At 46.2% G+C, this 15,467-nt stretch carries 15 protein-coding genes and 1 pseudogene; 8 read left to right on the forward strand and 8 right to left on the reverse strand.

The features are described from left to right. The first annotated feature begins 16 nt into the window (after positions 1 to 16). Positions 17 to 1,045, forward strand: coding sequence for a selenoneine biosynthesis selenosugar synthase SenB (senB, locus tag QUD86_RS07065; protein WP_286296227.1), 1,029 nt, complete (start codon positions 17 to 19; stop codon positions 1,043 to 1,045). Here the strand turns inward: senB and egtD are convergent. Genes egtD through QUD86_RS07100 form a run of 7 tightly spaced genes read right to left on the reverse strand, consistent with a single transcriptional unit; the run spans position 1,010 to position 7,625 of the window. Further along, a complete protein-coding gene (gene egtD, locus QUD86_RS07070) occupies positions 1,010 to 1,933 on the reverse strand; it encodes an L-histidine N(alpha)-methyltransferase (protein ID WP_286296229.1) in 924 nt (307 codons plus the stop codon). The genes senB and egtD overlap by 36 nt on opposite strands. A gap of 6 nt (positions 1,934 to 1,939) precedes the next feature. Then, positions 1,940 to 2,755, reverse strand: coding sequence for a phosphonate ABC transporter, permease protein PhnE (gene phnE / locus QUD86_RS07075; RefSeq protein ID WP_286296231.1), 816 nt, complete (start codon positions 2,753 to 2,755; stop codon positions 1,940 to 1,942). 23 nt (positions 2,756 to 2,778) lie between these two features. Further along, positions 2,779 to 3,621, reverse strand: a complete 843-nt coding sequence (locus QUD86_RS07080) for a PhnE/PtxC family ABC transporter permease (protein ID WP_286296232.1) — start codon at positions 3,619 to 3,621, stop codon at positions 2,779 to 2,781. Positions 3,622 to 3,633: 12 nt separating this feature from the next. Next, positions 3,634 to 4,413, reverse strand: a complete 780-nt coding sequence (locus QUD86_RS07085; protein WP_286296233.1) for a phosphonate ABC transporter ATP-binding protein — start codon at positions 4,411 to 4,413, stop codon at positions 3,634 to 3,636. 45 nt (positions 4,414 to 4,458) lie between these two features. Continuing rightward, on the reverse strand, positions 4,459 to 5,316 hold the full coding sequence (locus tag QUD86_RS07090) for a putative selenate ABC transporter substrate-binding protein (protein WP_286296234.1): 858 nt from the start codon (positions 5,314 to 5,316) through the stop codon (positions 4,459 to 4,461). Positions 5,317 to 5,366: 50 nt separating this feature from the next. Next, entirely contained in the window at positions 5,367 to 6,407 is a 1,041-nt protein-coding gene (gene selD, locus QUD86_RS07095) for a selenide, water dikinase SelD (protein WP_286296235.1), read from the reverse strand. Between the two features lie 48 nt (positions 6,408 to 6,455). After that, on the reverse strand, positions 6,456 to 7,625 hold the full coding sequence (locus tag QUD86_RS07100; protein WP_286296236.1) for an SUMF1/EgtB/PvdO family nonheme iron enzyme: 1,170 nt from the start codon (positions 7,623 to 7,625) through the stop codon (positions 6,456 to 6,458). Between the two features lie 56 nt (positions 7,626 to 7,681). On the opposite strand from QUD86_RS07100, the gene QUD86_RS07105 reads away from it, so the two are divergent. The 6 genes and pseudogenes from QUD86_RS07105 to QUD86_RS07130 form a co-directional block, all read left to right on the forward strand. Next, complete coding sequence (locus QUD86_RS07105) at positions 7,682 to 8,326, forward strand: LON peptidase substrate-binding domain-containing protein (protein ID WP_286296237.1); 645 nt, start codon at positions 7,682 to 7,684, stop codon at positions 8,324 to 8,326. Continuing rightward, positions 8,326 to 8,604, forward strand: coding sequence for a SemiSWEET transporter (locus QUD86_RS07110; RefSeq protein ID WP_286296239.1), 279 nt, complete (start codon positions 8,326 to 8,328; stop codon positions 8,602 to 8,604). Before QUD86_RS07105 ends, QUD86_RS07110 begins: the two co-directional genes overlap by 1 nt. Before the next feature lie 202 nt (positions 8,605 to 8,806). Next, the gene (locus tag QUD86_RS07115) at positions 8,807 to 9,466 is read left to right on the forward strand and encodes a peroxiredoxin (RefSeq protein WP_286296240.1); all 660 of its coding nucleotides are present in this window, start codon (positions 8,807 to 8,809) and stop codon (positions 9,464 to 9,466) included. A gap of 224 nt (positions 9,467 to 9,690) precedes the next feature. Then, complete coding sequence (locus tag QUD86_RS07120; protein ID WP_286296242.1) at positions 9,691 to 10,227, forward strand: TIGR00645 family protein; 537 nt, start codon at positions 9,691 to 9,693, stop codon at positions 10,225 to 10,227. A gap of 352 nt (positions 10,228 to 10,579) precedes the next feature. Then, positions 10,580 to 11,691, forward strand: a protein-coding gene (locus QUD86_RS07125) for an IS3 family transposase (protein ID WP_286296203.1) whose coding sequence is annotated in 2 segments (ribosomal slippage) — positions 10,580 to 10,829 and positions 10,829 to 11,691 — 1,113 coding nt in all. Because the reading frame shifts where the segments join, the coding sequence is not laid out codon by codon here. 17 nt (positions 11,692 to 11,708) lie between these two features. Next, a pseudogene (locus tag QUD86_RS07130) lies at positions 11,709 to 12,548 on the forward strand (peroxidase family protein); the annotation flags it as partial. A 217-nt stretch (positions 12,549 to 12,765) separates the two neighbouring features. On the opposite strand, the gene QUD86_RS07135 reads toward QUD86_RS07130, so the two are convergent. Then, a complete protein-coding gene (locus QUD86_RS07135; protein WP_286295794.1) occupies positions 12,766 to 14,049 on the reverse strand; it encodes a DDE-type integrase/transposase/recombinase in 1,284 nt (427 codons plus the stop codon). A 6-nt stretch (positions 14,050 to 14,055) separates the two neighbouring features. Here QUD86_RS07135 and QUD86_RS07140 point away from each other — a divergent pair, with 6 nt between their 5' ends. Continuing rightward, positions 14,056 to 15,408, forward strand: coding sequence for a peroxidase family protein (locus QUD86_RS07140; protein WP_286296244.1), 1,353 nt, complete (start codon positions 14,056 to 14,058; stop codon positions 15,406 to 15,408). The last annotated feature ends 59 nt before the right edge of the window (positions 15,409 to 15,467 follow it).

Consider the following 15,467-nt stretch of genomic DNA (forward strand, 5'->3'; position numbering starts at 1 on the left):
AGGTAAGATAGCATTAATGGCTAGCAAACTCCCCTCTATCCGGAACAAGACTAAAGCTAAGATCAAGTTCAAAATTAATATCGTGACTCCTGCTCCGGTAGGCAGCCTACATGGCAATCGCATTACTGCCCAGCGCTGGGATAGATTTTTAAAGCAATTAGGCTACTCATCACGAATATCGGAGTCGTGGGCTCAAGGCGATACCGACCTTCTCATCGCACTACATGCTTATCGAAGCCATGACTCCATTTTGCGCTTTAAGAAAATCTACCCCCATAAGCCTGTCATTTTGATGATGACGGGGACTGACCTTTATCGAGACATCAAACAACATCCTGAGGTACTACTCTCGATGCAGCTAGCAGATAAGATCGTATTACTCCAATCAGCCGCTATGGAAATCATCCCCAAAGCATTGCAGCAAAAAGTGCATGTCATTTATCAATCAGTGAAGGCAATTGCGCGTAAGCCGCTCTTAAAGCGGCATTTTCTGGTCAGTGTTATCGGTCATCTTCGCCCAGAGAAGGATCCTTTTTGCACCGCACGCTGTCTTGTAGAGCTTCCCTCTGAGAGTGTTATCCGCGTTCAGCACTTAGGTAAGGCGATGAGCTCGGATATGCGTCAGATGGCAATCAGATATCAAGCCAAGCTCCCCCGTTATGAATGGTTAGACGAAATGAGTCATGCCCAAGCATTGCAAAAACTAGCGCGTAGTCATCTCATGGTAATTACCAGCCTCATGGAGGGGGGTGCTCATGTTGTATCCGAAGCGATTGCCATTGGGGTGCCGGTAATTGCCTCTGACATTCCTGGAAATCGGGGGCTACTAGGCGATTTTTATTCTGCTTACTTCCGTGTGGGTGATGAGAAAGCTTTGGCCGCCTTGCTTCATCGAGCTGAAACTGAGCCTCGGTTTTATCAATCTCTAGAAAAACAAATTCATGCACGCCAAAGCTTAATAAAGCCTGCTTTTGAGATGCGCTCTATCCAATCCTTGGTCAATTCCGTCTTACTCGGCACTGGCATAACACACCAAAAAGTGTGAGTTTGGATCAGTCCAAGTCTGCACAGTCTTAAAGCCTGCGTCCAAGAGCATCTGTGTAAAACCGGCAATCGTATATTTATAGCTATTTTCCGTATGAATCAGCTCGCCCTTCTGAAATAACTGCTTCCCACTAGGCCAAGATACCTGGACATCACGTACGGCTCGTAAGTACATCTCAATGCGCGAGAGAGATTCATTAAAGATAGCGTGGTGCTCCCAATCACGTACATCAAAGTTGGTATTAATTAATCGATTAATGTGAAGCAACGCATTGAGATTAAAGGCTGAGGTCACCCCAAGAGAGTCGTTATAAGCGCGATGCAGTACCTCCCGATCTTTAATCAGATCTACACCAATTAATAGACCGCCAGCACCTTGACATACCTTAGTGATATTCTCAAAAAATCGTTTTGCGCCCTCAGTGTCAAAATTACCAATAGACGACCCTGGATAAAAGAATGTTTTACGCTGATTGATGAGATCCGGAAAATCCAAAGGCTGAATTAAGTCAAAGGCCTGTGCCTGCATCTCAATCATTGGAAACCGTTTTTGCAAATCCGCTACTGCAGACTCTAAAAACGCTTTAGAAATATCGAGCGCCCGATACTGTTTTGGCTTGATCGAATCAAATAACGCGCTAGCTTTAGCGCAATTTCCTGCGCCGAGGTCTAGCAGCACGTCGCACCGACCAACGGCAAGCGCAATTGCCTGACTATTGGCCTCCATAATGGACTTCTCAGTACGGCTTGGGTAATACTCATCTAATAAGGTAATCACCTCAAACAACCGAGAGCCAATGTCGTCATAAAAAAACTTAGGAGAAATCGATGGCGTACTTGCTTGTAGTCCGGAGATAATTTCTTGAGTAGTGTCTGAAGCTAGAGTCATGATTTATTAACCTAAGTTATGCATTTGTATTCGGCGCAATCGATTGCTGATAGCGTCCACTAAAAAAACTAGCAGCAACATAGCAATAATTACCGTAGAGGCTTGTGGTTCACGTAGCAAAGATAATTCGTAGAACAGCATTTGCCCTAAACCACCCGCCCCAACAAACCCTAAAATCGTCGCCATACGGATATTCATTTCCCAACGATAAAGACTATAGGACAGTAGTTGTGGTGCTATGCCCGGGAAAGTAGCGTACAAGAAAGCATCTATGGGTCCTGCGCCGCTAAGGGTTAATGCATTACTGGCAGCGGGCGGATAATTCTCTAAAGTCTCACCAAATAAACGCCCAAGCACCCCAGTAGTATGCAAAGTCAGGGCAAGTGTTCCAGCAAATGGACCAAGTCCTACTGCCAATACCATCAAGACTGCCCAAACTAATTCCGGTACAGAGCGCAAGAAATTACACATAAAACGAGCGACAACTTTAGCAGGCAACCCAAAGCGCCCTGCCACTGGCAATGCTAGGCCGATACTGAGCACAGCAGCGGTCAGGGTGGCTAAGGCAGAAATAGCAATCGTTTCTAAAAAACCCGCCCCAATCTTCTTTAAGAAATCATCACTAAGGTCTGGCGGGAAAAAACGCCCTACAAATTCAAATAGGCTACTCAATGCTTCACTGGTAAATAAAGCAGCCGGATTAAGCGAGAGATACATAAAACTTAGTACCGTTAAACCCAAGATAAGAGCCAAGGTAATCAGGCATCGGATGCAATACTGACGGGCAGGCTTAGCACCAATTGAATGGATGGCTGTTTTCATCGTTTCACTATTGACCTGCATCTTCATTCGAGCTGCTTTCGAATAAACAAGCTTATGTAGTCAGCCAACAGGACAAGACCCAGAAAAACTATCAGGATAGTGGAGACCTCGCCACCGTTCAGCATCTTCATCGACTGATCCATCAACTGCCCAAGACCGCCTGCTCCTACAAAACCCATAATGACAGAGGCCCTGACGGCACACTCCCAACGATAAACTGTGTAAGAAGCTAATTCCTGCGCACAGCCTGGCAACATTCCATAAAAGAACGCCACTAAGCGACCCCCACCAGCCAATAAGATCGCCCTTGCTGGCAAAGTATTGCCTGACTCTAAAATCTCAGAATAGACCTTAGCCAACATACCGCCATAAGTAATCGCAATAGCTAATACCCCAGCAATGGGGCCTAGTCCAAAAATTCTCACTAACAACAAAGCCCAAACAATCTCCGGAATTCCCCGCAACACCAACATCAAAAAGCGCGCAAACCAGCGAACACCTTGCGCAAGAGGATGATGCGAGGCAGGGCCAATTCTAGAAATGGATAGGCTATAAGAAATAATCAATCCTAAAGGCGCCGCTATCACTAACGCTAAAGCGATACCTGCTGTCGCCATTGCTAAGGTTTGGATCGTTGCCGTCAACACTAATTCTAAAAAATCTACCCGTAGATTGGGTGGAAAGAATTGAATTAGAAAATCACCGAACACGCGAATATTATTAGGGTCCAGTAGCAACAAGGGATTGAACTGCGCCAACTGCAACATGGGCCACAGCAAGCAGATTCCTACGGCTATGCCCAAAAAGCGATAGGGGGCAGCAGGATCTAGAGTGCCCAGGAAAGAGCGAGTTACTGTGATCGCCATAATGCGGGCTCTTTAAGTAATGGCGGGGTGATTTTGCATCGGAAGCATCCCCATTTCAGAGGAATACAGTTCTTTGAGTAAGTCTTGAGTTACTTTCTCAGCAGGAAGATCAAAGGCAATCTCACCATTGCGGATACCAATGATGCGAGGAAACCAACGCAGTGCTATATCTACAGCATGCAAACTAGCCACTAGAGTAATCTTTCTCTCCTTGGCCTCATTCATCAGCTCACTAATAATGAGATCCGATAGAACAGGATCCATAGCGGATATTGGCTCATCCGCCAAGAGCAGATCAGGTCCTTGATATAAGGCTCTTGCCACCCCTACCCTTTGCAATTGGCCGCCTGATAAACAATCACACCGCTCAAATAACCGATCCGACAAATCTAATCGCTCTAGGCACGCACGGGCACCAGCGATATCGAAGGGATAGATCAGGGAAACGATGGATTTCCATAGCGGCCATTGACCGAGACGACCCGCCAAAATCGCCGTTATCACACGCTGACGTGATGGAATGGGTGGAGCCTGATGAACTAAGCCAATGCGTGAACGCAGTCGCTTGAGTTCACCAATTGACAAGCCCCATGGATTCTTCCCATCGAGCGCTACAGAGCCCCCAGTTGGCTTTAAAGCAGTGGCTAAGATATTGAGTAAAGATGTCTTACCCGAGCCCGATGCCCCAATAACGGCAATGCACTCCCCAGCTTTAGCCGAAAGAGTGATGCTCTTGAGAGCCTGGACGCCATTTGTATGCTGAAAACTGAGTTGCTGTACTGAAAAATCCATTTGCTTATTTAACTTTTTCTGAATTACTTACTAAGCTCACTGGAGTTATTTAATTAAACCAGCAGAGCGCGCAGCTTTTTCAATATCGTCATAGTTTGAAGACTTGGTAGTCACATACTTAGTCGCACGCTGTAAGTCCATTAACTCTTTATAACTAGGATTGCTGGCTTCTAATTTTAAGAATGCATTGCTAATTTTTTTGACCAGTGCAGGATCCAGATCTCCGCGAACAGTCCAGTTGTAATCAAAATAAGTTGGCGTTGTAGAAAGCACCTTTACTTTCAACGCATTGGGATTTTTTGACTCTAGCAATTTATCCCAAACAGAGATGTTCAATGCGCCAACATCTGCTTTGCCACTAGCCACAAACGCTACGGTTGCATCGTGTGCACCTGAGAAAGCAATATTCTTAAAATCTTTATCTGGGTTAACACCAGCTTGCATTAGGAAATAGCGTGGCATTAGGTGGCCAGAGGTCGATGATGGCGAACCAAAAGCAATAGTACTTCCCTTAAGCTCAGGCAAAGTCTTGACAGTGCTGTCAGCTGGGACGATGAACACACTTCTGAATTTTTCATCTTCTACGCGTTGGATAATCGGTAATGCTGTTCCATTTGTTCTGATTTTTGTCTGAACATAAGTAAAGCCACCAAGCCAAGCCATATCAATTTTTTTAGTTGCCAAAGACTCGACAACAGCGGCGTAGTCAGTCACAGGAGTGAACTCCACCTTCATCCCAGTCTCTGCTGCTAGATAATCACCCAAAGGCTTAAATTTGCGCTGTAGTTCTGTTGGCGCCTCATCCGGAATAGCAGAGATTCGCAAAACATTTTGGGCGTTTGCCTGTAAACCCATTACACCAAAAATAAAACAAGCGGCAGCACATCGAAGAATCGTTTTCATATCAATTTCCAATTTCTAAAAAATTTAAATAAAAGTAAAAAACTAAAAAATTACGCGACCGAGACCCCAGATCCCGAAATGAACTGGCCAATCTTTTTCGCACTATTAAATCCACCAGCCTGCAAAATAGATAGCACTTCTGCTTCTGCTTCTGGCGCACAAGAAATCAACAATCCACCGCTGGTCTGGGGATCCGTCAAGACGTTCTGTTGCCATAGTGCGATATGCTGAGCTAGCTTCACCTCAGCTCCAAATCCAATCCAATTACGAGTAGACGCCCCTGTATAAATATCTGCCTGAACTAATTTGACTGCCTCTGCCACTACCGGAATGGCATTCCATTCCAGCTGCGCCTCTAATTTAGCGCCTCTTGCTAGCTCGAGAAGGTGTCCAGCTAAGCCAAAGCCGGTCACATCCGTTAAGGCATGCACGCTATCGAGCTGAGCCAATGCCACACCTGGTTTATTGAGCTTTGTTGTTAACGCAATCATCTCTTGATAACCGGCATCTGAAAGTTTTTCTTGCTTTAATCCAGCAGACAAAATGCCAACCCCTAATGGCTTACTCAAAATAATACTGTCACCTAATTGGGCGCCGCTATTACGTTTGAGTTTTTTGGGGTCCACCACGCCAATCGCTACTAAGCCATAAATAGGCTCGACCGTATCAATGGAGTGACCACCCGCAATCATGATGCCGGCGTCATTACACACAGACTCTCCGCCTGCCGTAATCTGCTGAATTACCTCAAGGGGTAAAACATTGATAGGCATGCCCAATAAGGCAAGCGCAAATAAGGGCTGAGCGCCCATGGCATAAATATCTGAAATGGCATTGGTTGCTGCAATCCGACCAAACTCAAACGGATCATCAACGATTGGCATAAAAAAGTCGGTAGTCGCCACAATCGCCTGGTTCTCATTAATCTGATAAACAGCTGCATCTTCGTTATTGTCAGAACCAGCTAGTAAAGCAGCAGGGATATTGCGGATTGGTGAAGCTTTCAGAATATCACTGAGAACGCCAGGCGCAATTTTGCAGCCACAGCCACCGCCGTGAGATAAAGAGGTAAGACGACCGTTATAGGACATAAATATTCATTTAATTGAGAGATTGATTAAGGAAGTAGCTTACTCAATTTAGAGCAAACACGTACGAAAGCCGCAAAAGTGATCGCTGCGGCTAGGTTTATAAAAATTACGAAGTGCTGGACGTCGCATACGCTCAGGCGTGTAGGCACTCCAGCCTTTAAGAACTTGATAGCTACCATCAAACCAAGGCTGGGAATAATCCGCGTAAGGATCTGCCGTAAAGCCCGGAAACGGTGCAAATACGCTGGTAGTCCATTCCCATAAATGAGAGGCCTGCCATGCCTGACTCTCTTGTGACAGCAGTAGGCTTAATTCATGCTCGGTAGGCATACGAACACCTGCCCACTGACAATACTGCTCAGCATCGGCATAAGCGATGTTGCGAACTGGCTCATGAGGGTTAAGTGGACTCCACTGATTAAAAGTACGCTGCATCCAAACTGCACCTTCTTTTTTCCAATGCCCTAGGGGAATCGAGGGATTGATCTTTGATTGATTCTGATCTGACTCAAGAAACGCTAAGTAAGCTGCATTACTGACGGCCTGCTGTGCAATAGAAAAAGCAGGTACAACTACTGGATGCCCCCACTTCTCATTATCAAAGATAAAGCCACTATGCGGCCTTGAACCTGCAACGACCGTAGTCTCTGCAAATGTAATGTAGGTGTTGGATGGGAGTGTGGATTTGTATGTGGATGGCGAGACCTCTTTTTTACTGAAGGACTCAAACGGAGCGGCATATCCTAGCGTCTGCCACATATAGGCGAATGCTTCATTGTGCATATCTTGATGAAAGATTGCCAGCTGAATAAAGTACAGATCCTCTGCGGATAAGGTCTGCTGCAACAGGCATTGGGTGCGCGAAACGACTTGCGCATTAAATTCCAGCAATGCATCAATAGAGGGCATTGCAATACTCCACCGATCGCCATGAGCAATATCTGAGGAATTAAACCAATAATCAGCATTTTGCAAAGCAGACGGGGATTGATCGTTACCCTTGCGCTGAACCCAAAATTCATGGAACCAGGTAAGGTGCCCAAATTCCCAATAGGGGGGATTCACAATATCTAGTTGTGGGACCAATTCTTGACCGGCTTGCAGATTTTTCAGAATCGAACATGTCAGCGCATTGGATTCTTCCAGCCATTGAGCTAAAAGCAGTGGATCTGGAGAAGGACCGTAGCAGTGGTGATCAGGCAAGGGAAAATCGTACATCCACTTATTTTAGAGCTATGCCAGCAGAACTCCCCTAAATCCGTTACATTTGAACGATGACTAATACCATTGCTGACACGCAAACAATTCCCCTATTCCCCCTGGGTACCATTCTCTTTCCAGATGGCATCATTGCCTTGAAAATTTTTGAAGCCCGCTATCTCGATATGATGAAACGCTGTCTTCGCGAAAAAACAGAATTTGGTGTCATCAGTATCGTAAATGAAGATGATTTGAGCTCAGATAACGTGTTAGCAGCCTTCTCTCAAATGGGTACCCTCGCTCAAATTGAAGACTTTGACCCCATTCAGCCCGCTTTGTATATGACCAAGTCCTTTGGCACCAAACGCTTTAAGCTTATTAGTGCCAAACAAGAGGCAGATGGTCTATGGATGGGCGAGGTAGAGATGATGGATAACGATCCCCTCATGGCAATACCACCAGAGCATCAGAAAGTAGCCACCCTCTTAGAAGAAATCATATCGGTTATCAAGAAAGAGGATTTATTAGGTGATACCCCCTTTAAAGAGCCCTATAAGATGGATGACTGCGGCTGGGTCTCGAATCGGCTCGCGGAACTCTTACCAATCTCATTAGCCCAAAAAAATCATTTGCTCTCCCAAAGCAATCCCAGAATTCGACTCGATCTGGTCACTGAAATTATTGAGGATGACCAACTCAAGAATGTGATTGTTCACTAATGGATTTCGATAACATCCTAGGCTTCATCGCGGCTACCATTACGACCGCAGCCTTTATACCGCAGACTTATCGCTCAATTACCACCCGTGATCTATCGGGCATCTCACTTGGCATGTATGCCGCTTTTACATTCGGGATCATTTTGTGGATTATTTACGGCATTCGAATCGGCAGTGGCCCAATCCTGGTCGCTAACATCATTACCTTTGGGCTATCTGCCACTATCTTGTACCTCAAAATTCAGCATTTACGTAGCTCTGGTCACCGGTCTCGCTGAATAAAGAGATCTGCTGGCCTACGGTAACGGTCATGGTGCCAGTAATGACTTATGCAGGCTTATACAAACTCATATTACTAATGAATATAAGCGAATCACTTTTAAGTCGTTTGCAATCAGCGTATCAAGACTAAAGTAATGAATGCGATTAAAAGAGCAGCCCAATAACAGTATGACCAATTCATCATTAGGAAAATAAATTATGTCACTGAGAATAAACGACGTTGCACCCGACTTTACTGCCGACTCTACAACTGGTAAGTTAAGTCTTCATGAATGGATTGGCAATCATTACGCTATTTTATTTTCCCATCCCAAAGATTTCACACCCGTATGCACCACAGAATTTAGTGCTGTAGCTCAGCTTTCCCCTGAATTTGAAAAACGAAACACTAAGGTGATGGGTGTTTCTGTTGATAGTGTTGAAGAGCACCTTAAATGGAAAAAAGATATTGAAGCCACTGCTGGTGTACCAGCCAACTTTCCAATTATTGATGATCGCTCACTAGAGGTTGCCAAACTGTACAACATGTTGCCAGCAGAAGCTTATCTCCCAGACGGCAGAACTCCAGCTCACACAGCGACCGTACGAACGGTATTCATCATTGGGCCTGATAAAAAGATTCGTCTCACCATTTCTTATCCAATGGCAGTAGGTCGTAACTTTGCTGAAATCTTACGCGCTTTAGATGCCATTCAAATTACCGATGGTGCACCAATTGCCACCCCAGCCAATTGGCAAGTAGGCCAGGATGTTATTGTGGGCCTGGCCTTATCTGATGATGCAGCTAAAGAGCAATTTGGAGCGCTGGATATCAAGCTTCCTTACTTACGCTTTGCCAAAGCACCTACTAAAAAATAAACTGTACTTAATCAAAAACCTCTTCTGATGAAATACAGAAGAGGTTTTTTCTTTATTCAAGACTCGCTTTAAAGCTAGCTCAGCCAACCTTTTGGCCAATGAGGATAGATAGAGCACCCGAGTCATGCTGCTGGGTTACTATTCCACTTATATTTGTAGACATAGATTACTCATATATTACATATTTCTTCATACTAAAAATTTACCTCTAGGATAAATACGCTATGCCAGTCGACATTTCTAATTTAGAGAAAAAATTAAGACCATTACCAAAATGGATCTTCATGACGCGTTGGTTACAGGCCCCCCTATATATTGGGCTAGTAGTGGCTCAAGCAGTCTATGTTTGGCAGTTTTGGGTGGAGCTAGTGCACCTCATTTCACTCTTGGTTCAGAGGATGCCATCTGAAACTGAAATTATGTTGGTGGTACTAGGATTAATTGATGTAGTCATGATTTCTAATTTACTAGTCATGGTCATCGTAGGTGGATGGGAAACGTTTGTCTCTCGCCTGGAGCTTGAAAATCACCCCGATCAACCAGAGTGGTTGTCTCATGTTAATGCTGGCGTACTAAAAGTGAAGTTGGCAACTGCAATTATTGGTATTTCATCTATTCACTTATTGAAAACTTTTATAAACGCATCAAGCTATAATGAAAAAACCTTAATGTGGCAGACTTTAATTCACTTAACGTTTGTTTTTTCAGCACTAGCAATTGCTTACACTGAAAAAATTACAGCTTCTGCTAAATCACATTAACCTTATTGACTTCATTTATTAAATTAACTACCGTTTAATACTAAATATGCCATGGCTAGCCTACAGATAGCAGCTCTGGCTCCAGCAATGGAACCAGCATCAGCACTATCGCTTTATTAGATAACCGATATTTGTTTAAATCGTTAGTCTTATGTTCACTTAAAGCGCATGATGAATCTACAGCAGTTCAATCAATAGGAGATTCATATGTCGTCACAAGGAATGTGTCCAGTCGCTCATGGGGCCAATACCGAACAAGGGGATAGTCCCGTCTGGTGGCCCGGTAATCATCCCCTAGCTTAACTTGATTTAAAAGTAGAATTTCTATGTAGTTTGATTTAAAGGAAATTCTATGAAGACCTCCCGATTTACCGATAGCCAAATCATGGCCATCCTCAAACAAGCCGAATCTGGCGTGCCAGCCCCAGAACTGTGCCGTGAGCACAATATTAGCGTTGCTAGCTTCTATAAGTGGCGCTCTAAATACGGCGGTATGGATGCTTCTATGATGTCCCGCGTTAAAGAGTTAGAGCTTGAAAATGCCCGCCTAAAGAAGATGTACGCCGAAGTCCAACTCCAGGCGGATGTCTTAAAGGAAGTTCTGCAAAAAAAGTAACTCGGCCATCTCGCCGCCGCGAGATGGCCAGCCAAGAAGTAAAAAAGGGTCGTATGAGCATCCGCTTAGCGTGCGACACCTTTGTCATTAGCCAGACCTGCTATCACTATAGCCCCAAGCTGTCGACTGACAATGCCCTCATTGCCGATTGGCTGGTTCGTCTTACTCACAATCAACGTAACTGGGGCTTTGGTCTTTGCTACCTGTTCTTGCGTAACGTGAAGGGATTTAAATGGAATCACAAACGGGTTTATCGGATCTATAAGGAACTAGAGCTCAATTTACGCATCAAACCCCATAAACGCTTGGTTCGGGAAAAGCCTTTACCACTAGCTGTACCCCAAGGCATTAATGACACTTGGTCGATTGATTTTATGCATGATCAGTTGCACGACGGCAGAACCATCCGCCTTTTTAATGTGATCGATGACTTTAATCGAGAGGCCTTGGCCATTGATATTGATTTTTCCATGCCCGCAGTACGAGTGATCCGGTCACTCGATCAAATCATTGAATGGCGTGGCAAGCCCTTAAAAATACGTTGTGACAATGGCCCCGAACTCGTAGGAAACATCCTGACTGTATGGGCTGCTAAACATCAGATAGAGATGAGTTACATCCAACCAGGTAAGCCACAACAAAATGCCTATATTGAACGCTATAACCGTACGGTGAGATATGACTGGCTTAATCAATACCTCTTTGAATCGATTGATGAAGTACAAGATTTTGCAACCCACTGGATGTGGACCTACAATCACGAAAGACCCAATATGGGTTTAGGAGGAATTACTCCTAAACAAAAACTAGCAATTGCAGTACCAGCCTCTACTTTTAGCTTAGGTTAAAAAGGGGATGATTACCGCCCAAGTCACTCAATTTGGATATATTGCATCAACAAGATGCCAAAACCAATCCCATGGGATCTTCTTTTGACTATCGGGATGCGTTAAAAACATTAGATGTCGATGCCCTCAAGAAGGATATGAAGGCATTGCTATTGGATAGCCAGGATTGGTGGCCAGCAGACTGGGGTCACTATGGAGGCCTCATGATCCGGATGGCATGGCATTCAGCTGGAACCTACCGCATTGCAGATGGTCGCGGGGGTGCAGGCACAGGCAATCAACGCTTTGCCCCACTGAACTCCTGGCCCGATAACGTCAACCTAGATAAAGCCCGTCGCCTGCTGTGGCCTATCAAAAAGAAGTATGGCAATCACATTAGTTGGGCAGACTTAATGATTCTGGCTGGCACCATTGCCTATGAATCTATGGGACTGAAAACATTCGGATTTTCATTTGGCCGTGAGGATATTTGGCATCCACAAAAAGAAGTCTATTGGGGATCTGAAAAAGAATGGTTACAAAAAAGTGGTGGTGCAGGTAGTCGCTATAGCGGCGAGCGCGATCTAGAAAACCCATTAGCCGCAGTTATGATGGGGTTGATTTATGTCAACCCAGAAGGTGTTGATGGCAACCCTGACCCCTTAAAAACGGCTCAAGATATCCGCACTACTTTCTTACGTATGGCAATGAATGATGAAGAAACCGTTGCCCTGACTGCAGGTGGTCATACTGTCGGCAAATCACATGGCAATGGTGATACTGCTAATTTAGGCCCTGTACCGGAGGCTGCTGATATTGATGAACAAGGCCTTGGCTGGATGAATCATCAGACTAGAGGCATTGGCAGGGACAGTATTTTCCAATCCAGGTATGAGCCTGAAGCGGGTTTGAGTTGGTGACCTTTGCTTCTTGACCTGACCGGGTTAAAACTGGAAGTTTAAGGGACTTGGTTTTGTCTTCTAATTTGCATTCATGCAGGCCCCTGCCAGGCCGCCGGAGGCCCCCCCCGCGCATGTTTTTTCACACTCGTTCTTGTTTTTCTTTGCGTCGAATCTGTGTCGACTCGGCGTCGATTCAAGTCTGCAGTTTGCGCTTTGGCTTGTTGAATAACTCAAACAAATCGGCCTTGGCCTTTTGCATCTCATGGGCCGCTTGCAGATCGGTTCTTTCTTTGGCCCGAGCCAGCAAATCTTCAAGCGTGATGCCCGCTTTGAACTTGACCAAACCCCTGTCGTTTAGTTGCACCAATCGCTCCAGCGGCGTCTTCGCATCTTTGTTCTTGTAGACCTTTTTAACCTTCCCTTTGTCACACACCACCTCGGTGGCAAACAAGCAAGGACGGTGCAAATTGAGCCACGAATTGAACACACCTTCATAGAACGCATTGATGGGTTTTGCGTACTTCTTTGGAATGTGGCTGTAGCCCATATGCTTCCTGACCACACTGGCATTCTTGCTCTCTGCCAAGGCGTTGTCGTTACTTTGACGGGCACGTGATTTGGTCTGCTCGATACGCAACTTTTCTAGCATTTTGGCCACCTTGTGGTTGATGTACTCCGAGCCGTTGTCAGAGTGGAACCCTTCAATCTCAAACGGGAACTGCGCAATCACCGCCTGCAGAATCGGCAGTAAATATGCCTCACTGATGCCCTCTACACAAGCCTCTACTTGCCACTGGCTGACGCTGTCCACGCAGGTGATGTGGTAGACCCCTTTGAGGCCATCCAAATCACCTTGGTGGACGCTGTCAATGCGTACCCAGCCCGCACGTCCATTGGGCCTGGGTGCCTTGCGCACGCCAATGGAGTTGCACACCGATCGGGTCTTGGTGAAGCTGACGCGAAGTTTTTGGTAGCCAGCACTTTTGCGCAGGTTGTACAGGTGCGCGACCGACAGACCGGCCAGGCGCTCGTAGTCCTTGTCGCCGTATACCGTGTAGGCCCGGCGCAATAGGTGGGCGATGGCCGGGCCACAGACATCTTCATTGGCGCGATCTACCTCCACGAGCAGTGCGACATCGACAGCTGTGTACTTGCGGGTGAAGGGGGCAGCAGGGGCGCGGTAGCGTTTGGCCAGGGGCACAGGTGCCAGGCGGTTCTCCTGCCAGCGCGCTACCAGGCGGGTGATCTGAGGGCGACTGTAGCCGCTGGTGTGGCGCAGGTAGGCCAGTACCACGCCGCGATCATGTTTGCCGCACTGGCGGTACTCAAAGCGCTTGAGAACGCGGCTGATGTGTTCGTAGCGCTGGGCGTCACCAACGCCTGCGGCGAGCGTGAATTTGACTTCTGGGGTTGCATCCAGAAATTCCTGCAGTTGCGCAATCGTGCGCAGCTTTGTCTCGTCCATGTTGATCACCATCCTTGGATGATCAAGCCAATGGCAGTTGGGCCTGAAACCTACCCCTTCAGGCTCATTTCTGGTTGGAAATACGTGCGCCGTTCAGGCTCATACCTCATTGGACAAGGCTGGGACACCGTCTCTAGCGGCATCGAAGGTGCCTGGACAACCCACCCTACACAGTGGGATAACGGCTACTTCCATTTACTACTTAACTATGAGTGGGAGCTCACCAAGAGTCCTGCGGGAGCTTGGCAATATACGCCTATCAACATCAAAGAAGAAGATAAGCCAGTTGATGTTGAGGATGCAACGATTCGTTGCAACCCAATGATGACCGATGCCGATATGGCCATGAAAATGGATCCGGAGTATCGCAAGATCTCGGAACGGTTTTACCAAGACCAAGCCTACTTCTCTGAGACCTTTGCACGGGCTTGGTTTAAGTTAACTCATCGTGATATGGGTCCAAAGGCAAGGTATTTTGGGCCAGATGTTCCTCAGGAAGATTTAATTTGGCAGGATCCAGTACCCGCAGGAAATACACACTACGATATCCAAGCAACGAAGACCAAAATCTTGGCTGCAGGTCTATCTAGTGTCGATATGATTAATACTGCTTGGGACAGTGCTCGTACTTATCGAGATTCAGATAAGCGTGGCGGAGCAAATGGCTCTCGCATTCGTCTTGCGCCACAAAAAGATTGGGAAGGCAATGAGCCTAAACGACTCTTTACTGTCTTAGCTGTATATGAAACTATCGCCAAAGAAACTGGCGCAAGTATTGCGGACATCATTGTTCTAGCGGGCAATATCAGTATTGAGCAAGCCGCTAAAGCAGGTGGCTTTTCTGTGCAGATTCCCTTTACAGCTGGACGGGGGGATGCCACACCAGAAATGACCGACATTGAGTCATTTGAAGTGTTAGAGCCCTTAGCAGATGGTTACCGCAACTGGCTTAAGCAACACTATATTGTTACGCCCGAAGAGTTACTGCTCGATCGTACGCAATTGATGGGTCTGAGTGCGGTAGAGATGGTTGTCTTGATCGGCGGTATGCGGGTCCTTGGCACCAACTACGGTGGCACGAAACAGGGTGTACTCACAGATCGGGAAGGCGTTCTAAGCAATGACTTTTTCGTCAATCTGACTGATATGGGCTACACGTGGAAGCCGACTGGTCGAAATAGTTACGACTTGGTTGATCGTAAGACAGAAAAAGCCAAGTGGACAGCAACGCGAGTAGATCTTGTTTTGGGGTCTAACTCGGTACTGAGATCCTATGCTGAGGTCTATGCACAGGACGACAATCTGAAAAAGTTTGTCGATGATTTTGTTGCAGCATGGACAAAAGTAATGAATGCAGATCTGAGTCTATAAATTGCATTAGTAAAGCATGCGTTGGGCAGTAAAGAGAGGGGGCAGATTGCTGCTCCCTT

It is taken from the genome of Polynucleobacter sp. TUM22923 (genome assembly GCF_030295705.1).
In the GTDB taxonomy this organism is placed as follows: Bacteria; Pseudomonadota; Gammaproteobacteria; order Burkholderiales; family Burkholderiaceae; genus Polynucleobacter.